General features: G+C 75.1%; 20 protein-coding genes. 11 read left to right on the top strand and 9 right to left on the bottom strand.

The annotated features are described in order from the left end of the window. Positions 1-21: 21 nt before the first annotated feature. Positions 22-303 carry a metal-sensitive transcriptional regulator gene (locus IC607_RS03990; RefSeq protein ID WP_191785897.1) on the bottom strand — a complete coding sequence of 94 codons (282 nt, stop codon included), beginning with the start codon at positions 301-303 and terminating at the stop codon, positions 22-24. A 96-nt stretch (positions 304-399) separates the two neighbouring features. Between IC607_RS03990 and IC607_RS03985 the strand changes: the two genes are divergently transcribed. The 3 genes from IC607_RS03985 (at position 400) to IC607_RS03975 (ending at position 2,609) form a co-directional block, all read left to right on the top strand. Continuing rightward, a complete protein-coding gene (locus IC607_RS03985) occupies positions 400-858 on the top strand; it encodes an Rrf2 family transcriptional regulator (RefSeq protein ID WP_191785671.1) in 459 nt (152 codons plus the stop codon). Between the two features lie 99 nt (positions 859-957). Further along, positions 958-1,908: a sulfite exporter TauE/SafE family protein gene (locus tag IC607_RS03980; RefSeq protein ID WP_191785670.1), complete on the top strand. Its 951-nt coding sequence runs from the start codon at positions 958-960 to the stop codon at positions 1,906-1,908. A 137-nt stretch (positions 1,909-2,045) separates the two neighbouring features. Then, positions 2,046-2,609, top strand: a complete 564-nt coding sequence (locus IC607_RS03975) for an RDD family protein (RefSeq protein WP_191785669.1) — start codon at positions 2,046-2,048, stop codon at positions 2,607-2,609. A 77-nt stretch (positions 2,610-2,686) separates the two neighbouring features. Here IC607_RS03975 and hemL read toward each other — a convergent pair whose 3' ends face one another. The 6 genes from hemL to hemE form a co-directional block, all read right to left on the bottom strand. After that, entirely contained in the window at positions 2,687-4,000 is a 1,314-nt protein-coding gene (hemL, locus tag IC607_RS03970) for a glutamate-1-semialdehyde 2,1-aminomutase (protein WP_191785668.1), read from the bottom strand. Next, positions 3,997-4,995, bottom strand: a complete 999-nt coding sequence (gene hemB, locus IC607_RS03965; protein WP_191785667.1) for a porphobilinogen synthase — start codon at positions 4,993-4,995, stop codon at positions 3,997-3,999. Before hemB ends, hemL begins: the two co-directional genes overlap by 4 nt. After that, positions 4,992-5,915, bottom strand: a complete 924-nt coding sequence (locus IC607_RS03960) for a uroporphyrinogen-III synthase (RefSeq protein WP_191785666.1) — start codon at positions 5,913-5,915, stop codon at positions 4,992-4,994. The genes hemB and IC607_RS03960 overlap by 4 nt, the downstream gene beginning before the upstream one ends. Further along, positions 5,912-6,868, bottom strand: a complete 957-nt coding sequence (gene hemC, locus IC607_RS03955) for a hydroxymethylbilane synthase (protein ID WP_191785665.1) — start codon at positions 6,866-6,868, stop codon at positions 5,912-5,914. The genes IC607_RS03960 and hemC overlap by 4 nt, the downstream gene beginning before the upstream one ends. Positions 6,869-7,107: 239 nt before the next feature. Next, positions 7,108-8,592, bottom strand: a complete 1,485-nt coding sequence (locus IC607_RS03950; RefSeq protein ID WP_191785664.1) for an FAD-dependent oxidoreductase — start codon at positions 8,590-8,592, stop codon at positions 7,108-7,110. Positions 8,593-8,594: 2 nt separating this feature from the next. Further along, entirely contained in the window at positions 8,595-9,656 is a 1,062-nt protein-coding gene (gene hemE / locus IC607_RS03945; RefSeq protein WP_191785663.1) for a uroporphyrinogen decarboxylase, read from the bottom strand. A gap of 44 nt (positions 9,657-9,700) precedes the next feature. Here hemE and IC607_RS03940 point away from each other — a divergent pair, with 44 nt between their 5' ends. Then, positions 9,701-10,954 (top strand): glutamyl-tRNA reductase, encoded by a 1,254-nt coding sequence (locus IC607_RS03940; RefSeq protein ID WP_191785662.1) that lies wholly within the window; start codon positions 9,701-9,703, stop codon positions 10,952-10,954. Between the two features lie 140 nt (positions 10,955-11,094). On the opposite strand, the gene IC607_RS03935 is transcribed toward IC607_RS03940, so the two are convergent. Further along, positions 11,095-11,955 carry a hypothetical protein gene (locus IC607_RS03935; protein ID WP_225224507.1) on the bottom strand — a complete coding sequence of 287 codons (861 nt, stop codon included), beginning with the start codon at positions 11,953-11,955 and terminating at the stop codon, positions 11,095-11,097. Between the two features lie 174 nt (positions 11,956-12,129). Continuing rightward, on the bottom strand, positions 12,130-13,551 hold the full coding sequence (purB, locus tag IC607_RS03930) for an adenylosuccinate lyase (RefSeq protein ID WP_191785660.1): 1,422 nt from the start codon (positions 13,549-13,551) through the stop codon (positions 12,130-12,132). A gap of 182 nt (positions 13,552-13,733) precedes the next feature. Here purB and IC607_RS17775 point away from each other — a divergent pair, with 182 nt between their 5' ends. From IC607_RS17775 to IC607_RS03895, 7 genes are all read left to right on the top strand, one after another. Beyond that, positions 13,734-14,501 carry a DUF4129 domain-containing protein gene (locus tag IC607_RS17775; protein ID WP_191785659.1) on the top strand — a complete coding sequence of 256 codons (768 nt, stop codon included), beginning with the start codon at positions 13,734-13,736 and terminating at the stop codon, positions 14,499-14,501. Next, positions 14,498-14,983 (top strand): hypothetical protein, encoded by a 486-nt coding sequence (locus IC607_RS03920; RefSeq protein WP_191785658.1) that lies wholly within the window; start codon positions 14,498-14,500, stop codon positions 14,981-14,983. The genes IC607_RS17775 and IC607_RS03920 overlap by 4 nt, the downstream gene beginning before the upstream one ends. After that, complete coding sequence (locus IC607_RS03915) at positions 14,980-15,978, top strand: MoxR family ATPase (protein WP_191785657.1); 999 nt, start codon at positions 14,980-14,982, stop codon at positions 15,976-15,978. Before IC607_RS03920 ends, IC607_RS03915 begins: the two co-directional genes overlap by 4 nt. Beyond that, complete coding sequence (locus IC607_RS03910) at positions 15,975-17,258, top strand: DUF58 domain-containing protein (protein ID WP_191785656.1); 1,284 nt, start codon at positions 15,975-15,977, stop codon at positions 17,256-17,258. Before IC607_RS03915 ends, IC607_RS03910 begins: the two co-directional genes overlap by 4 nt. Next, the gene (locus IC607_RS03905; RefSeq protein WP_191785655.1) at positions 17,255-17,785 is read left to right on the top strand and encodes a hypothetical protein; all 531 of its coding nucleotides are present in this window, start codon (positions 17,255-17,257) and stop codon (positions 17,783-17,785) included. Before IC607_RS03910 ends, IC607_RS03905 begins: the two co-directional genes overlap by 4 nt. Positions 17,786-17,897: 112 nt before the next feature. Continuing rightward, positions 17,898-18,104, top strand: a complete 207-nt coding sequence (locus IC607_RS03900; protein WP_191785654.1) for a hypothetical protein — start codon at positions 17,898-17,900, stop codon at positions 18,102-18,104. After that, positions 18,101-19,609, top strand: coding sequence for a hypothetical protein (locus IC607_RS03895; protein WP_191785653.1), 1,509 nt, complete (start codon positions 18,101-18,103; stop codon positions 19,607-19,609). The genes IC607_RS03900 and IC607_RS03895 overlap by 4 nt, the downstream gene beginning before the upstream one ends. The last annotated feature ends 4 nt before the right edge of the window (positions 19,610-19,613 follow it).

The raw sequence follows: 19,613 nt of genomic DNA, 5'->3' as shown, positions 1-19,613 counted from the left end.
CTCCTCGTGTCGTCGGGTGCCTCAGCTGCGGACCAGGCGCGCGATGGCGGCGCTGGCCTCGGCGACCTTCGCGGCGCCCTCGTCGGGGTCGCGCCGGGCCGCGTCGACGACGCAGTGGCCCAGGTGCTCCTCGACCAGGCTGATGCTCACGGCCTGCAGCGCCTTGGTGACCGCGGCGATCTGGGTGAGGACGTCGATGCAGTACGTGTCCTCGTCGACCATGCGCGCGATGCCGCGCACCTGGCCCTCGATGCGGCGCAGGCGCTTGAGGTGGTCGTCCTTGGTGTCGGAGTAGCCCGGCATGATGCCTCCGTCGTGGTCCATGTCCTGCGCAACACCATACCCCCATGGGGTATTCCGACGACCGGGCGGAGCCTTGCGGGAAGGCACAATGGGTCCATGCGGGTCTCGGCGAAGGCGGACTATGCGGTGCGGGCGTGTGCCGAGCTGGCGGCGAGCCCGCACGGGGACGCGGTCGCGGCCGACGTGCTCGCCGCGGGCCAGGGGCTGCCGGTCAGCTTCGTCGAGCGGATCCTGGGCGACCTGCGTCGCGCCGGCGTCGTCGCGAGCGTGCGGGGCCGCTCCGGCGGGTACCGCCTGGCGCGCCCGGCCGACGAGATCACGCTCGCCGAGGTGATCCGCGCCGTCGACGGCCCCCTGGTGACCGTGCGCGACGAGCGTCCCCCGAGCCTGGCGTACGAGGGATCGGCCGCGGCGCTGCTCGACGTGTGGGTCGCGCTGCGCGTCAGCGTCCGCGGCGTGCTCGACGAGGTGACGCTGGCGTCGCTCGTCGACGGCAGGCTGCCCGCGCACGTGCGCACCATGGCCGCGTCCGACGGCGCCTGGGAGAACCCCTGACGCGAGGCGCGCGTCTCACGATGTGAGTGCGGACTTGAATACCTACTGCTCGGATCGGGATTATCTCTCTATCGTTCCCGATCCGAGGTAGGTCCCCCCGTGCGCAAGATCGTGCTCCTGGCCATCGTCGGCCTCGCCGCACAGCTCGTCGACGGCAGCCTCGGCATGGCCTACGGCGTCACCTCGACGACGCTGCTGCTGGCCATCGGGACCAACCCCGCCGCCGCGTCGGCCACGGTCCACCTGGCCGAGATCGGCACGACGCTCGCGTCCGGCGTCTCGCACTGGCGGTTCGGCAACGTGGACTGGCGCGTGGTGTGGCGCGTCGGCGTCCCCGGCGCGATCGGCGCCTTCCTGGGCGCGACGTTCCTGGCCAACCTCTCGTTCGAGCTGGCCAAGCCCGTGATGTCGACGATCCTGCTGGTCCTGGGCCTGTACATCCTGATCCGGTTCACGGTGAAGGGTTTGCGCAAGGACCGCCTGGGCCAGCCGCTGCGCAAGCGGTTCCTGGCGCCCCTCGGCCTGTTCGCCGGCTTCGTCGACGCGACCGGTGGCGGCGGCTGGGGGCCGGTCGGCACGCCCGCGCTGCTCGCGTCCGGCCGCATGGAGCCCCGCAAGGTGATCGGCTCGATCGACACCAGCGAGTTCCTCATCTCGGTGGCCGCCTCGCTCGGATTCCTGTTCGCCCTCGGGTCGCAGGGGATCGACTTCCTGTGGGTCGCCGCACTGCTCGTCGGCGGCGTCATCGCGGCCCCCGTCGCCGCGTGGCTGGTGCGGCTGCTCCCGCCGCGCATCCTCGGCTCGGCCGTCGGCGGCATCATCGTCCTGACCAACGCCCGCACGCTGCTCAACAGCGACTGGCTGGGTCTGGGCGGCACGACGACGGCCGCCCTGGTGCTCGGCTTCATCGCGCTGCTCTGGGCCGGCGCCGTCGCGTGGTCCGTGCGGGCCTACCGCCGCGAGCAGGCCGCGGAGCTCGCCGCCGGCGAGCAGGTCGCCGAGCTGGAGACGGAGCTCGCTGACGCCCTGGAGCCGACCCGCACGGCGTGACCCCGACGTCTCGTCGAGATCGACACCGTTCACGCCACCGCGCCCGATGGAGTGAACAAGGTCGAGCTCGATGGGCTGAGCGGCACCGCCCGTTTGACCGATTTGCACGGATCGGATCGCGGGCCATACTCGAACCGATGAGTGCCACGAGCGACGGTCCGACGAGGGACGCGGACGACGAGCGCGACGACGACGTCGTCGGCGCCGCCGCGTGGCTGCCCACCCCGACCGTCCCGTTCCCGCGCCCGGCGCCGCCGCAGCCCGAGAGCGCGTGGCCCTTCGAGGGCATGGGCGTCACAGTCCCGGACGGACCCGCGCCCGTCGGGCCGGTGCCGGCGTCGTGGGGTCGCCGGGCGGGCGGCTTCGTCGTCGACCTGGCGGTCATGCTGGTCCCGCTGCTGCTGGCGCTCGCGTACGAGACGGCGCTGATGACGGTGCTCGGGCTGGTCTGGTGCGTCGGCTGGTACGTCGGCAACATGCTGGCCGACGGCCGCGAGGGGCAGTCGCTCGGCAAGCAGCTCGTCGGCGTCCGGCTGGAACGCGTCGGCACCGAGCGGACGCCCGGTGTGCGGCGAGCCCTGCTGCGCGACCTGGCGCACGTGCTCGACGTGCTCAGCCTCGTCGGCTTCCTGCGCCCGCTGTGGCACCGCCAGACGATCGCCGACACCCTCGCGGGCACGACAGCGGTTCGCACGCGCTGAGCACCCGACGAGGACTCCGAGAGCTCGGCGCGTCCGGCGTGCAGAACCCTCGAAGTCCTGCGCGGATGCGGTTGGGCTCAGGCCTCCGCGGCGGCGCGGGCGGCGGCCGGGAGGGCCGCCTCGATCTGCGAGAGCGCCTCGTCGTCGTGCGCGGCCGAGACGAACCACGCCTCGTACGGCGACGGCGGCGCGTAGACGCCGTGCTCCAGGAGCGTGTGGAAGAACGGCGCGTACCGGTACGTCTCGGTGGCCTGCACGGCGGCGTAGTCCTGTGCGCCGTGGTCGGCTGCGTCGGGGCCGAACATGATCGAGAACAGGTTGCCGGCGTACTGGATCGCGTGCGGCACCTCGGCGTCGCTGAGGGCGGCGCTCACGGACGAGCGCAGGCGGGCCGACGCCTCGTCGACCCGCGCGTAGACGTCGGCGTCCGCGAGGCGCAGGGTCGCGAGGCCCGCGGCCGTCGCGACCGGGTTACCGGACAGGGTCCCGGCCTGGTAGACGGGCCCGGACGGGGCCAGCTGGGCCATGACGTCGCGCCGCCCGCCGACGGCCGCGACCGGCAATCCGCCGCCGATGACCTTGCCGAACGTGAACAGGTCGGGCGCCCAGCCCTCGCGCAGGCCCTCGAGTCCCCACCATCCGGAGTAGCCCACGCGGAAGCCGGTGAGCACCTCGTCCTGGATGAGCAGCGCGCCGTGCTCGAGCGTGATGCGGCGCAGCTCGGCGTTGAAGCCGGGCAGCGGCGGGACCACACCCATGTTGGCGGGCGCGGCCTCGGTGATGACGGCGGCGATGCGGTCGCCGTGCGCGACGAAGACCGTCTCGAGCGCGTCGAGGTCGTTGTAGGGGACGACGATCGTCTCGGCGGCCGTCGCCGCGGACACGCCGGCCGAGTCCGGTAGGGCCAGCGTCGCGACGCCGGAGCCGGCGGAGGCCAGGAGCGCGTCGACGTGGCCGTGGTAGCAGCCGGCGAACTTCACGACGAGGTCGCGGCCCGTGTACGCGCGGGCCAGGCGCAGCGCTGTCATGGTCGCCTCGGTGCCGGTCGAGACGAGCCGCACCTTCTCCGCCGCCGGGACGCGGTAGCGGATGGCGTCGACGAGCTCGACCTCCGTCGTCGTCGGGGCGCCGAAGCCGAGTCCGCGCGCGGCCGCCTGCTGCACCGCCTCCACGACCTCGGGGTGGGCGTGGCCCAGCAGGGCGGGGCCCCACGAGCCGACGAGGTCCACGTACGTGCGGCCGTCGACGTCGGTGACGCGCGGACCGGACGCCGAAGCGACGAACAGCGGCGTGCCCCCGACGGCACCGAACGCGCGCACCGGCGAGTTCACCCCGCCGGGGATCACGGACTGGGCGTGCGCGAAGGCCTCGGCACTCGTCGTCGTGCTCATCGGGTCTCCTCCGCCAGCCACCCGGCCAGCTCCGTCGCGTAGTACGTCAGCACATGATCGGCACCCGCGCGTCGGATGCTGAGCACGGACTCCACAATCGCCCGTCTGCGCTCGATCCACCCGTTCGCAGCAGCGGCCTCGATCATGGCGTATTCACCGGACACCTGGTAGGCGGCGACCGGGACCGTGGACGTCGCGGCCACGTCGGCGAGCACGTCCAGGTAGGACATGGCGGGCTTCACCATGACGACGTCGGCGCCCTCGGCGATGTCGATCGCGACCTCGCGGGCCGCCTCGCGGCGGTTGGCCGGGTCCATCTGGTACGTGCGGCGGTCGCCCTCGAGCTGGGACTCGACCGCGTCGCGGAACGGGCCGTAGAACGCGCTCGCGTACTTGGCGGCGTAGGCCAGCACCGCCGTCTGGTCGTAGCCGGCGTCGTCCAGGGCGTCGCGGACCACGCCCGTCTGGCCGTCCATCATCCCGGACAGCCCGACGAGGTGGGCGCCCGCCGCCGCCTGCGCGAGCGCCATCTCGGCGTAGCGGACCAGGGTCGCGTCGTTGTCGACCGCGCCGTCGGGCGTCAGGACGCCGCAGTGTCCGTGGTCGGTGAACTCGTCGAGGCACAGGTCGGCCTGCACGACGAGGGCGTCGCCCGCCTCCGCCACCGCGTCCGCGATCGCGACGTTGAGGATGCCGTCCGGGTCCGTGGCCTGGGTGCCCGTCGCGTCGCGGTGGCTCGGGATGGCGAAGAGCATGACGCCGCCCAGTCCCGCGCCCGCGGCTTCGGCCACCGCCTTCTTGAGCGAGTCGCGCGTGTGCTGCAGGACGCCCGGCATCGACGCGATGGGTCGCGCCTCCGTCAGGCCCTCGCGCACGAACACCGGCAGCACCAGCTCGGCGGGGTGCAGGCGCGTCTCGGCCGTGAGGCGACGGATCGCCGGGGTGGCGCGACGGCGACGAGGGCGGATGCGGCCGGGGTTCTGACTCGAGTTCACTGCTGCTCCTTGCGTGCTGCTGCTTCCAGGGCGCTGACGAGCCCCGTCATCGTCTGCTCGGGGGCCGTCGCGGCCAGGGTCAGACCGTGCCGATGCGCCTCGGCGGCCGTCGTCGGGCCGATCGCCACCAGCAATGTGCCGGACGGCGGGGCACCCAGACGGGTGACGAGCTCCCGGACCGTGCTCGCAGACGTGAGCAAGGCCGCGCGGATGGTGCCGTCGCGCCAGGCCTCGACGATCTCCCGCGGCGGCGGGTCGGCCGGGACCGTGCGGTACGCGACGACGTCGTCGACCTGCCAGCCGCGGGCACGGAGGCCGTCCGCGAGCGTGGGGGCCGCGAGGTCGCCGCGGGGGAACAGGATCCTGGCGGGACGCGTCCGAGGGGTCGTGCCCGCCGACGACTCGATGGATGGCCACGACGCGACCAGCTGCTCGGCCGTCGACGGCCGCGCGGTGAGCGCGACGTCGAGTCCGGCTGCCTCCAGCGCGCGGGCAGTTCCCGGTCCGACGGCCGCGACCCGCGCGCCGCCGTCGACGACGAGATCCGCCAGCGTCCGGCCGGCTGCCGCCGCGCGCTGCTCGAGGACCGGGACGGCGGCGGCGCTCGTCACGGCGAGCCACGGGTACCAGCCGGCGCCGAGCGCCAGGAGGGCGTCGTCGAGCGGGGCCGTGTCCTGCGGCGGGACGGTCGCGATCAGCGGGACGACGTCGGCCACGGCGCCGGCGGCGGCGAGGGCCATGACCGCGGGGCTCGCGCCGGCGGTCGGGCGCGGGACCAGGACGCGCCACCCGGCGAGCGCGCCGGTGGCCCGGGTGATGCCGGGGGAGTGCGCGGTATCGGCCGACCGCGCGGTGTCGGCCGGATGCGGGGTGCCGCCGGAGTGCGCGGTGCCCGGGGTGCGCGTGACGTCCTCGGTCATCCGGTCGCGCCCAGATCGGCCAGGTCGGCGGCGCCGTCGGCGAGGAGCGTCTGCGCGAGGTCGACGCCCAGGGCTCGCGCCGCCGCGACGGGGTCGTCGCCCAGCGTCGTCGTCGCCGTGCGCCGCAGCGACTGCGTGCCATCGGTGCGCACGACCACGGCCTCGAGGCTGAGCTGGTTCCCCGCCAGGACGCCGATCGCGCCGATGGGCGCCGCGCAGCCGGCCTCGAGGCGGCCCAGCAGCGCGCGCTCGGCGACCACCGCGAGGTGGGTCGGCTCGTGGTGCAGGAGCGCGAGGGCACCCGCGAGCCCCGAGCGCGGGTCGAGGTCCGCGCGGACCTCGATCGCCAGCGCCCCCTGGCCGGGCGCGGGGAGCATCGTGGCCTCGTCGAACAGGTCGGTGACGGCCTCGAGCCGCCCGAGCCGCGCCAGGCCGGCGCGGGCGAGGACCACCGCGTCGAGGTCGCCTACCCCGCCGGAGCCGACGACCCTGCCCAGGCGCGTGTCGACGTTGCCGCGGATGTCGACGACGCGCAGGTCGGGGCGCGCCGCGAGCAGCTGGGCCGCGCGCCGAGGGGACCCCGTGCCGACGCTCGCGCCCTCCGGGAGCTGGGCGAGCGTGAGCCCGTCGCGCGCGCACAGGGCGTCGCGGGGGTCCTCCCGCACGGGGACCGCGCCGAGCGTGAGTCCCTCGGCGTCACCCGTCGGGAGGTCCTTGAGCGAGTGCACGGCCACGTCGCAACGGCCGTCGAGCAGCGCGTCGCGCAGCGCCGTCACGAAGACGCCCGTGCCGCCGAGCGAGGACAGCGAGCCCGTGAGGCGGTCGCCGTCGGTGCGGACGCGGACGGTCTCGATCGCGAGGTCGCCCGCGGCGGCCAGCGCGTCGGCTACGTGTCCGGTCTGCGTGAGGGCCAGGGCGCTGGCGCGCGTACCGATGCGGACGGGCTGAGGCATGGGCCCAGTGTCCCCCTGCGTGCGGCGGCGTGTCGAAGTCGCCGCCGGTCGCGTGGAATTGACCTGACAGATTGTCACGTCGCCCGCCGGAAATGCGTGACGCAGGTCATGTCGTCGGGGCAATTGCTGGCACCTCGGGAATTCAGTGACACATTGTCAGAACAATTGTGCGCGACATCACCCGTGGCCGACGAGGCCGCCGGGGGCCGGGCGGCCTCCGCGGCAGCCCCGGCGGGCCGCTACCCGAGGAGCGAGCCCGCCGCGGCGCGGGCGTCGGGGACGACCGACGCCAGGCCGTTGCCGGCCACCCACGCCCCCGCGACGGCGACACGGGGGCGGCTCGTCGCCGTCGGCGCCCCTGCGTCGGCGTCCGCCGCACCGGCCGCGACCGCGGCACGCACCGACGCGACGAACGCGCGGTGGGCGGCGCTCGGCCGGGGGAGTGCCTGCGTCCAGCGGACGACGGCGTGGTCGACGAGCTGGTCCCGCGTCAGGGGGGTCCCGAGCAGCACGGACGCGTCGGTCAGGGCCGTCGCGAGCGGGTCGACGCCCGTGCCCGGCACCGGCAGCGAGGCGTCGTCATCCCCGCTCCGCACGCCGTCGGCGCGCCCGTACGACAACCGGACCACGTGCCGCCCCGGCGGCGTCTGTCCCGCGAGCCACGGCCACTTCGCGGTCGCGTGCGTCAGGGCCTTGGCCTGCACGTCCGTCGCCTCGCGGGCGACGAGCACGCCGGTCCCACGGGGCGCGCCGTCCAGCGCGGGCGCGTCGACGACCAGCGTGACGAGCGTGACCTCGGCGCCGGGGTCGGGCTGCGAGGCCGGCGCGAGCGACGGCAACAGTGCAGGCAGGAGGTCCGGCGTGGGCGCCGCCAGCAGCACCGCGTGCGTCCGCAGCGTGCCCTCGGACGTCGTGAGCGTCCAGCCGTCGTCGTCAGTCCGCGCTGCCGAGACCGCTGTTCGGACCCGGACCTCGCCGCCAGCCGTCTGCACGGCCTCCACCAGCGCGCTGACCAGCACGTTCATGCCGCCGGTGATGCCACCGACCGCCGAGCCCGCCGGCGCCGACGCCCGCAGCGTGCGGACGGCCCGCGCCAGGGAACCGCGGGATCCGGCCAGGGCGTCGGGCAGCGTCGGGGCGACGGCGCCGACGGCCAGGTCGTCGGGCTCGGCGGCGTGGACCCCGCCGACGATGGGCCGCACCAACCGGTCGAGGACGCGCGCGCCCATGCGAGCCCGGACCAGAGCGCCGAGCGTGGTGGCGTCAGCGCCCACGCGGCGGGGCAGGACCAGGTCCAGTGCGGCGCGCGCGGCGCCGAGCAGGCCGATCGTGCGTCGGACGTCGGCCGACCAAGGCGACGACGGGATGCCCAGCAGGCCTGTGCGAGGCAGCGGGCCGTCGCCGGACGGGAGGTGCACCCACGAGCCCAGGCCGCTGGGCGCGCAGATGCGCTCGCCCAGGCCCAGCTCGGTCAGGTAGTCGGCGACCACGCCGCCGCGCGTCGCGAACGACTCCGCGCCGGCGTCGAGCCGCAGGCCCGCGACCTCGTGGCCGCGCACCGCGCCGCCCGGCGCGTCGCGGCCGTCGACGACCAGCGTGCGCAGACCGGCGTCGGCCAGGTCGCGTGCGGCGACCAGGCCGGCGACGCCGGCGCCGATCACGACGACGTCCCAGCGCTCCTGCGGAGCGCCGTCGGTGGCCTCGTCGGGCCGGCCTGCTGGCACCGCTACAGGCTGTGGATCAGGCCGACGAGGCGCGTCAGCACCTCGGGATCCGTGGTCGGCGGGACGCCGTGGCCCAGGTTCACGACGTGCCCGGGCGCCGACCTGCCACGCTCGACGACGTCACGCACGTGCGCCTCGAGCACCGACCACGGCGCCGAGAGCAGCGCGGGGTCGATGTTGCCCTGGACCGGGGTGCTGCCCCCGATGCGCCGCGACGCCTCGTCGAGCGGGATCCGGTAGTCGACGCCGACGACGTCCGCGCCGACCTCGCGCATCGCGGCGAGCAGCTCGCCCGTACCCGTGCCGAAGTGCACCTTGCGCACGCCCAGGTCGGCGACGTGCGACAACGCGCGCGCCGAGCCCGCGGCGACGTGCGCCTGGTAGTCGGCGAGCGACAGGGAGCCCGCCCAGGAGTCGAAGAGCTGGGCGGCGCTCGCGCCTGCCAGCACCTGGGCCCGCAGGAACGCGCCCGTGAGGTCGGCGGTCCACTCGGTCAGCGCCCGCCAGGTGTCGGGGTCGGCGTGCATGAGCGTGCGCGCGGCGAGGTGGTCGCGCGACGGGCCGCCCTCCACCAGGTAGGCGGCGAGCGTGAACGGCGCGCCCGCGAACCCGATGAGCGGCGTGCTGCCCAGCTCGGCAACGGTCAGCGCGACGCCCTGGCTGACGGGCTCGAGGTCGGCGGCGGTCAGCGTGTGCTCGCGCAGCCGCGCCACGTCGTCGGCCGTCCGCACGGGCGCACCCATGACGGGACCCACACCGGGCTTGATCTCGACGTCCACCCCGGCCAGCTTCAGCGGCACGACGATGTCGGAGAAGAAGATGGCGGCGTCGACGCCGTGGCGGCGCACCGGCTGCAGCGTGATCTCGCTGGCGAGCTCCGGCTGCAGGCAGGCGTCGAGCATCGCGGTGCCGGCGCGGGCCGCCTTGTACTCGGGCAGCGAGCGGCCGGCCTGGCGCATGAACCAGACGGGGAGCTGCTCGGGGCGCTCGCCCGAATAGGCGCGCACCAGCGCGGAATGGGTCGTACGACCGTCGACCAGGGGATGTGTGAGCGAAAGAACCACGCGTCGATTGTGCCCGACAAATGGCGGAGTGATTCAATCAGGACGTGGTGCTGCTGTCCCTCGTCGCGTCGCACCACGAGCTCGACCTCGCCGTGCTGGAACGTCTCTCGTCGGACACGCACGCCGTGGGGCACGAGATCGTGGGCGCTGCCAGCTCGATCTCCGGTGCCGTCGTCCTGGCGACGTGCAACCGGTTCGAGCTGTACCTGGACGTCGACGACGCCGCGCACACCCCCGCCGCGCGTGCCGCGGCCGCCGCGACCGTCGCCGCCCGCTCCGGTTATGACCCTGCTGCTGTCGCCGCGCACCTGCACGCCATGACCGACACCGACGCGGCCGAGCACCTGTTCGCCGTCGCGAGCGGCCTGGAGTCGATGGTGGTCGGCGAGCGCGAGATCGCGGGGCAGGTGCGCCGCGCGCTGACCGCAGCCCGGCGCGACGGCACGACGACTAGCGACCTCGAGTCCCTCTTCCAGGCGGCGTCCCGCGTGTCCCGCTCCGTCGAGGCGGCCACGGGCCTGGGCAGCGCGGGCCGGTCCGTCGTCGGCGTCGCGCTCGACATCGCCGAGCAGAACCTGCCCGCGTGGGCCGACGTGCGGTGCGTGCTGATCGGGACCGGTTCCTACGCGGGCGCGTCGCTGGCCGCGCTCAAGTCGCGCGGCGTCGGCGAGGTCCGCGTCTACTCGCCGTCCGGCCGGGCGCGGGCCTTCGCGACCGCGCGCGGCGTGCGGGCCGTGCCCGCGGGTGCGGACCTGGCCGACGAGCTGGCGGGCGTGGACCTCGTCGTCGCGTGCAGCGGCGCCGCGGGCGCCGTGCTCGGCGTCGACGCGCTGGCCGAGGCCCGCGTCGGGACCTCCCAGCCCCTGACCGTCGTCGACCTGGCCCTGCGCCACGACGTCGACCCCGGCGTCCGCGAGCTGCCCGGCGTCCGCCTCGTCTCCCTGCACACCGTCGCCCAGCACGCCCCGGCCGAGCACGCCGCCGTCGTCGCCGCGCGCGCCATCGTGCAGGACGCCTCGTACGCCTACGAGGCCGAGCGCCGCGTGCGCGAGTGGAACCCCGCCGTCGTCGCCGAGCGCACCCGCGTGCTGGGCGGTCTCGAGGCCGCCTTGCAGGAGCTGCCGGCGGACCTGCGCGACGAGCGTTCGGAGCGCTCGCTGCGTCGTCGCACCCGCGCCGCCCTGCACGCCCCGACCGTCCGCGCCCGCGAGGCGTCCCGCGCCGGCGACACCGCCGCGTACGCGACCGCGCTCGCGGACCTCGCGGCGATCGCGATCCCGGCGGTGCAACCCGCCTGACGCCGCCTCACCACTCCCAAGCGTCCGAGCAACCGGTCGCTATCGCAGCCGAAGACTCGGACGTTGCGGGTGTGAGGGGACGTGCCGGGCTCGGTAGCAGGGGGAGGTGCCGAGCCCGGCACGTGTCTGGGGCCAGCTGGTCAGCTGTGGACCGACTGGCGCTGGGTGGTGGCGGCCGCGGGGCCGGGGGCCCACGTGTGCGGGACCACCTGGTTGGTCTGGATGTCCGTCAGCTCGGCGGCGTAGACGACCGCCTCGTACACGCCGGCCTCGAGATGGTCCATCTGGAGCTGCTCGGCGCGGTCGATGTCGTCGCCCAGGTGGGCGATGCGGGCGACGACGTAGCGCTGGGCGTCCTGCCACTGGTCGACGACGCGGACGGACAGGCCGTTCCACTGGGCCGTCAGGTCGAGCTCGAACAGCTCGGTGACGTCCTGGCGGGGGACCCGGCGGTACCAGCGGCCGTTGGCGGACTGGCGGAAGCCGGTCTCGGCGAGCGGCGGGTTGGCCAGCGCGAGCACCACGGTGTGGCCGTTGTCCACGACGTCGGCCTCGAGGTACGCGCCGTGCCACTTGGCGACCGGGCCGACGCAGCGCGACAGGGACGCGAGCGCGGGACGCGGGCCGCCCAGCGAGGTCAGCGTCCAGCCGGTGCCGACGTCGCCGTAGCGGGCCAGCAGGGTGGCGGTGCCGTCGGCGTGGATGCGGACCAGCTCCGTGCCCGGGGGGATGCGGGAGTGGCGCAGCCACCACAGCGGGACGATGTAGCCGGGCACGTCGCGGTACTGCAGCTGCGGGGAGGACTCGAAGCGGAGCACGTCGATGTGCTCGTCGTGCGGGCTGAACGGCGTGCCCGGGTACCCGAGGCCGTGGACCTCGAAGAGCTGCGCGGGCGTCGTCGCGAACGACACGTCCGATGCGCGCACGACGTAGCCGGACAGCCGGTCGTGGCCCGCGCTCAGGTGCGCGCGGGACAGGGCCGGCGTGATCGCCTTCTGCATGAGCGTCACGGGGTACCTCGCCGTTGGGGGGTGGAGCAGGGAGGGCGCGCCTCGGGTGTCCGTCCGATGAATCCGGACGAAACAGACGGGGTGCGCGCACGATTGTGCAGACAAATCGGGCGCGTGTCCAGATGGGGTTCACCCAGTGGCTGTGGTACCACCCAAACGAGTCAGTCAGGCGTCCAGGAAGTCCACCAACGAGGCCGCCAGGCCGGTGTAGGAGGCGGGCGTCAGGGCGCCGAGCCGCGCCGCGACGTCGTCGGGCAGACCGAGACCGGCGATGAACTCGCGCATGTCGTCGGCCGTCAGACGGTGCCCGCGCGTGAGCTCCTTGAGCCGCTCGTACGGGTTCTCCATGCCGGTCACGCCCGCCACGGCCGCGGCGCGCATCGCCGACTGCACGGGCTCGCCGAGCACCTCCCAGTTCTCGTCGAGCTCGCGGGCCAGCAGCGCCTCGTCGACCGACAGCGCCTTCATCCCGCGGCGCACGTTGTCGATCGCCAGCAGGCTGTGCCCGAACGCGGGGCCGATGTTGCGCTGCGTGGTCGAGTCCGTCAGGTCGCGCTGCAGGCGGCTCGTGACCAGCGTGGAGGCGAGCGTGTCGAGCAGGGCCGACGAGATCTCGAGGTTGGCCTCGGCGTTCTCGAACCGGATCGGGTTGACCTTGTGCGGCATGGTCGAGCTGCCCGTGGCGCCCGCGACGGGGATCTGCGTGAAGACGCCGCGGCTGATGTAGGTCCACACGTCGGTGGCCAGGTTGTGCAGCACGCGGTTGAAGCGCGCGACGTCCGCGTACAGCTCGGCCTGCCAGTCGTGCGACTCGATCTGCGTGGTCAGCGGGTTCCACGTCAGGCCCAGGTGCTCGACGAAGGACTTGCTGATCGCCGGCCAGTCGGCGCCCGGCACCGCGACCACGTGGGCGCCGTAGGTGCCCGTCGCGCCGTTGAGCTTGCCCAGGAACTCGTCGGAGGCGATGCGGCGCAGCTGGCGGCGCAGGCGGTGCGCCAGGACGGCGAGCTCCTTGCCGAGCGTCGTCGGCGTGGCGGGCTGGCCGTGCGTGAGGGCGAGCAGGGGCTGGTCGCGCAGCTCGACGGCCATCGCCGCGACCTCGTCGGCCAGCGTCGTCGCGGCCGGCAGCCACACGTCGCGCACGGCACCCTGGACCATCAGCGCGTACGACAGGTTGTTGATGTCCTCGCTGGTGCACGCGAAGTGGACCAGCTCGCCCACCTGGTGCAGCGCGGAACCCTCCGGCGCCGTCGCCATGCGGCCCTTGAGGAAGTACTCGACGGCCTTCACGTCGTGGACCGTGGTGCGCTCGATCTCGGCCAGCGCGGCGACCTCGTCGGCCCCGAACGTCGCGACGACGTCGCGCAGGAAGGCCTCGTCGGCCTCCGTCAGCCGCGGGGCGCCCGGGACCACGCCGTGGCGGGTCAGGTGGATGAGCCACTCGACCTCGACGTGCACGCGCTCGCGGTTGAGCGCGGCCTCCGACAGGTGGTCGACGAGCGGGGCGACCGCCGCGCGGTAGCGGCCGTCGAGCGGCCCGAGGGCGATCGCGGGGGACACATCGGCCAGGGACGCGCGCTCAGTCATGCGGCCATGATCCCAGAGCCGCGCGGCGCGCGTGCGGGCTGTCCGCGGGCGTGATCGTCGGGTATGGAGAGGAATGTGCGGCGCGTCACCACCCGGGCGGCGGTCATCGGGGCGCGCTGGGGTCTATAGCCTGGGTGCCGGCCGACGAGGGCCGACGACGATCGACGACCCGGGGGAGGACCGTGCGACCGACGCAGGACGCGCGCCGTACGGCGATCGCCGTCGCGGGGCTCGTCGTGTTCGTCGTGCTCGGTGCGGCGCTCGCGGGGCCGTGGCACATCTCGACACGCAACGGCCGGATCCCGAGGATCGACTACACGCCGCCGCCGATGCCGAGCAACGAGGTGACCTCGGCGCCGCTGGGTGACGGCGGGAGCAACCACATCTCGATCCCCAGCTGGGTGTTCGTCGTGGTGCTGGTGGTGGTGCTGGCCGTCGTCGCGTGGTTCGTCGTGCCGATGGTCAAGCGGTGGCTCACCGGACGCGGGCCGAAGGATCGTGACGACGACGTCGACGCCGGCACGCCCGCCGGGTTCGAGGCGTATCCCGCGACGCCGGCGCTGCAGGAGGGCGTCGCGCAGGCCGCCCGCCTGCTGGAGGACGCCCTCGTGCCGCCCGGCGACGCCGTGATCGCCGCGTGGGTGGCCCTCGAGGACGCCGCCGGCCGCAGCGGTGTGGTCCGCGACCGGGCGCAGACGGCGTCCGAGTTCACCGTCGAGGTGCTCGGGGCGACGCTCGCCGACCCCGCTGCGACGCGCTGGCTGCTGGGGCGCTACCTCGACGCGCGGTACAGCGAGCACGTGCTCACGGCCGCCGACGTGCAGGGGGCGCGCGAGGCGCTCGCCACCCTGGCCGAGGGCGTCGCGCACCTGCGGCACGCCCCTGTGCGTACCGACGAGGACGTCCGGGCTGACGCGCGACCCGCCGACGAGGGCGGGGCGCGAGCATGAAGCGCCGGCAGATCCGCACCGCGGTCCTCACGTTCGTGCTCACGTTCTGGGCTGCGATCTTCTTCCTGCGAGTCGGCTCGGCGCTGCTGGTCGCCCTGATCGCGGCCGGGCTCGCGATCGTCGTCGGGCGCCTGGACTCCGACGTCGAGCCCGAGCTGGAACCCGTGGCACGCGAGCGCCGTGACGGCGCGCGCGGCGAGGTGGCTGAGCTGGCATGGAGCCTCGTCGGGCGGGACGGACGCACGGGCGAGCGCGCCCTGCGGCGCGTCCGCGAGGCCGCCGCCCGCCGGCTCGCGCGGCACGGCGTCGTGCTGACGAGCCCGCTCGACGCCGACCGCGTACGCGAGCTCGTCGGGCAACGCGCGTACGTCACGCTGACGAAGCCCGGCCACCCGACCCCCAGCCTGGCCGACCTGCGGCACACGCTCGACGCCCTCGAACGACTCGGTCCCACCGCCCGCACCACCTCGGAGAGCTCATGACATCCGCCCCCACCGCCGCACCGATGCCCGTGCGGGCCGTCGCCGAAGCCGGGCAGGCCGTGCTCGACGAGGTCGCCACGGCCGTCGTCGGGATGCGCGAGCCGCTGCGCGTCGCGCTCGCCGCGGTGCTGGCGCAGGGGCACGTGCTGTTCGAGGACGTGCCCGGGCTCGGCAAGACGCTGGCGGCGCGCTCGCTCGCCACCGCCCTGGGGCTGGAGTTCCGGCGCGTGCAGTGCACGCCGGACCTGCTGCCGTCGGACATCACGGGCTCGTCGGTCTTCGACCCCGCGACGGCGACGTTCGACTTCCGGCCCGGACCCGTGTTCGCGGGGCTGCTGCTGGCCGACGAGATCAACCGCACCGCCCCCAAGACGCAGTCCGCGCTGCTCGAGGCGATGGCCGAGCGGCAGGTGACGGTCGACGGGCAGACGCACCGCCTGCCGCAGCCGTTCCACGTGTTCGCGACCAGCAACCCCGTCGAGTACGAGGGCACCTACCCGCTGCCCGAGGCGCAGCTCGACCGGTTCATGGTGCGGCTGGCCGTCGGGTACCCGGAGCGCGACGCGGAGGTCGACGTGCTGGCCCGGCGCCTGTCGCGGCGCGCCGAGGCCGCCCCCGTGCGGCGGGTGGTCGACGCCTCGACGGTCGTCGCGATGCAGGCCGGCGTCGAGGCCGTCAGCGTGGACCCCGACGTGCTGCGCTACTGCGTCGACCTGGCCGCCGCCACGCGGTCGCACGACACGGTCGAGGTGGGTGCGTCGCCGCGTGGTTCGCAGGCGTTGGTGCTGGTGGCGCGCGCGCTCGCGGTGCTCTCGGGCCGCGACTTCGTCGCACCCGAGGACGTCAAGGCCGTGGCCGTGCCGACGCTCGCGCACCGCATCTCGCTGACGCCGCAGGCGTGGGCGGGCGGCGTCGCGCCGCAGCGCGTGGTGGCCGACGTCCTGTCCTCCGTGCCCGGCCCGACGACCGCCCGCCGGGTGGCGGACCGCGCGTGACCTGGACCCGCACGCGCAGCGCCTGGGCCGGCGTCGTCGCCGCCGCGCTCCTGGTGCTGCTCGGTGCCGCCTTCGGGCGGCCCGATGTCGCGGTGCTGGGGGCCGCCCCGGTCGTCGCGGCCGTGTGGGACTGGTGGCGGCGCCCGACGACGGACGTGACGGTGGCCCTCGAGGCGTCCGACGCACCGTCCGAGCCCGGCGTGCTGCTCGCGGACGTCGTGCTGCGCGCGCCGGCGGGAACCGCGGGTGTCCTGGTGCGCGTGCGCCGCCGGCACCGCGAGATGTCGGAGGTGCTGGTGCGTGTGGACGGTGAACGGCGGCTGCCGCTGTCCGTCCTCACCGTCCGGACCGGGCCGCAGGACCTCGCCGAGGTCGACGCGCTGGGCATCGGGCCCGGTGCCGCGAGCGCGAGCGAACCGGCAGAGCCGGCGTCGCGCGCCGTTCTCGTGCTGCCCGCGACGCGCCCGCTCGACGACGTCCCGCTGCCGCCGCGCCTGCGCGGGCTGACGGGCGCGCACGAGTCCCGCCGCCCCGGCGAGGGGGGCTCGCTGCGCGACGTCCACCCCTTCACGCCCGGCGACCGGCTGCGCCGTATCGACTGGCGCGTGACGGCTCGTCGGGCACCTGACCTGCACGAGCTCTACGTGCGGCGCGAGCACGCGCAGGCCGAGGCGGTCGTCATGCTGGTGGTCGACTCGCGCGACGACGTGGGGCCGGACCCCGCGACGTGGCGCGGCTCCGAGCCGCCGGACGCCGCCGACGCGACCTCGTTGGACGTGGCCCGCCAGTCCGCCGCGTCGGTCGCCGAGGCGTTCCTGGGTCGGGGCGACCGTGTCGGGCTCGACGACCTGGCCGCGATGCGTCGGCCGTTGCCTGCGGGCGGTGGGCGGCGCCAGCTCGACCGCATCCGGCAGGCGCTCGCCGTCACCGCGCCCGTCGGCGAGCCCGCCCGGCGCGTGCGCGCCCCGCAGCTGCCGTCGGGCGCGCTCGTCGTCGTGTTCTCGACGTTCCTGGACGACGACGCAGCAGCGGTGGCCGCCTCCTGGCGGCGTGCCGGACATCGTGTGGTGGCCGTCGACGTGCTGCCGCGCGTGCGCTCCTCGGAGCTCAGCGAACGCCAGCGCATCGCGCTGCGCATCGTCACCATGAGCCGCGAGGACCGGCTCGCCGCGCTCGCGGACGCCGACGTCGAGGTGGTGCAGTGGCGCGACGCGCCGGCGGTGGCGCTGGCGCGGATGGCCCGTCGGGCGCAGCGGCGGACGGGGGCGGGGGCGCGATGAGTGGTCGCGGCGCTGTCGAGGTGATGGTCGAGACCGGGCGTGTCGTGCCCACGTGGGTCCTGCGCGTGGTCGGTGCGGTGCTCGTCGCGGTCATGCTTCTGGTGGCGGTCGGGTCCGGGTGGCACGTCGGCCCGTGGCACGTGGCCGTCGCGGTGGCGGTCGCGTGTGCGGTGATGCTGCGGCCGTGGACGGGCTCGGTGGCGCTGGCGGTCGGGGTCGCCGGCGTGGTCCTGCTGATGGGTGGGGCCGCGTCGCTGCTGACCGTCATGGTGCTGGTGCTGCTCGCGCACGCGGTGCTGTGGGTGTCGTCGTTCGCCGCGCGGGCGTCGTGGTCCGCGAAGGTCGAGGTCGCGGTGCTCGCGGGCGAAGCGCGAGGGCCCGCCGTGGTGCAGGTGGGGGCGCAGGTGCTGGCCGTCGTCGCCGTGCTGGTGTCGGGGGCCGACGTCGGCGCGAGCGATGCGTGGCGCGCGTTCGCGCTGATCGGCGCGATCGGGCTGGTCGCTGCGGTGCTGCCGCGTCCGCGGTGACCTGGTGTCGATCGCGTCCGTGAGGTGACCACAGCCCACGTCTCCTGCACGCTCGTCCACAGATCACGTCCGGGCCCCTCGGGCCGGGTGGTTGCCTGCCTAGCGTGACGGGATGTGGAACGACCCCTTCCCCCGGCTGCACGCGGCGCTCGAGCACGTCGACGAGGCCCGCCGCCACCTCGTCGCCGCCGACCAGGTGCCCTGGACCGGACCGATCGCACCCCGGTACCGGGCCGAGGTGGAGGCGCTGGTCCACGACGTGACTGCCTTGCGTGGCGACGTGGCCGGCCTCGTCGGGTCCGCACTGTGCCAGCCGTGAGCGCGGCTCGCGCGCTCTCCGGTGCGGCGTCCGGGCGAGGAGCCCCGTGGGGGTTCGGGGAGGTGCGGGCCACGGGCGGGCGCGGGCCGACGACGGTCGAGCTGGCCGATCTCGCCGCGGCGGTGACGAGCCTGCACGCGGCGGCGCGGGCGCTGCGCACCGCGTCGGCCGAGCTGTGGGGAGCGGCCGTGACCGCGCGTTCGGCCGCCGCGGTCTCGCCGTGGGGCGCTGCGGGAGGTCCGGTGTCCGCACCCGGTGGGGCGGCCGTTTCGTCGGGCGTGGACGTGGACCGGGCAGAGCGCGACTGCCGGTCCGCGCACGCGCTGGCGAGCGCGGTCGACGACCTCGTCGTGCGGCTGCGCCGCGTGGTCACGCACTACGCCGACGCCGAGTCGTCGGTGTGGCGGACCGTGCGCCGCCTCGTCACGCTGGACGCGCAGATGATCGGGGAGACGCCCGCGCTGTGGCCGATGCTCGCGCCGGTGGTGGTGCCGGGCGCCGAGGTGCTCGCCGGGCTGACGGTCGCCGGCCTGCTGACGGATGCGACGGGCAGCCTGTCCGCGGCGCAGGTGCCCGAGCAGGCCGTCCAGGCGGTCGCCGGGTTCCTGCGAGGCGCGCTGCCCGGCACCCGTCCGATCGTCGACGACCCCTTCCGTGCGCTGTCCGCCGAGATCGCGGGCGGGGACACCGCGCCCACGGTTGTCCTCCCACGCGCCGACCCGCCCCAGCTCGCGGCGCCGCGCACGGCCGCGGACGTGCTGACCAACGTGGCCGCGTCGTACCCCGAACGACAGGGTGGCGCTGCGGGGACGCCTCCGTCGACCATCTCGGTGCAGCGTCTGACCCACCCGGACGGCACGATCGGCTGGGTCGTGGAGATCCCCGGCACGCAGTCGAGCAGCTTCGGCGGCGACGTCCCCAGTGACATGACCACCAACGCGCGCCTGACCGCGGGTCTGCCTGACGACATGTCGACGGCGGTGCTGCAGGCCCTGCAGGACGCCGGCGTCGGTGCCGACGATCCCATGGCCATCGCCGGGCACAGCCAGGGCGGGATGGTCGCGGTGGCGGCTGCCTCGCTCGCGGCCGGCGCGTACCACGTGCGCGCCGTCCTGACCGCGGGGTCGCCCGACGTCCCGCGGCGCGTGCCCGCGACGGTCCAGGTGCGCCACTACCGCGTCGACGAGGACCTGGTGCCGCAGACCGACGCGCGCCCGGACACCGAGTCGAGCAACGTCGTCGTGGTCCGGCGGAGCATCGGCCGCCAGAACGTCGCGCACGCGCACGCCGTCACGGGCTACGTCCGTACCGCGCAGCTGGCCCAGGACCAGCTCGCCGGGAGCCCGGCGCTGCGCGACTTCGACGCCGCGCTCGCGGACGTGCTCGGCCCCGACGGGACCACCGCGACGACGTCGCAGTACTCCGTGACCCGCAACGCTCAGACGGTGCGGACCGACCCGGCGACGGGTCGGCCGCGTGCACCCACGATCAGGCGCGCGCCGTGAACCG

The sequence above is a fragment of the Cellulomonas sp. JH27-2 genome, from assembly GCF_014837175.1.
Lineage (GTDB): Bacteria > Actinomycetota > Actinomycetes > Actinomycetales > Cellulomonadaceae > Cellulomonas.
The sequence above is the reverse complement of the archived record's forward strand: the minus strand, read 5'-3'. Positions and strand labels throughout refer to the sequence as shown.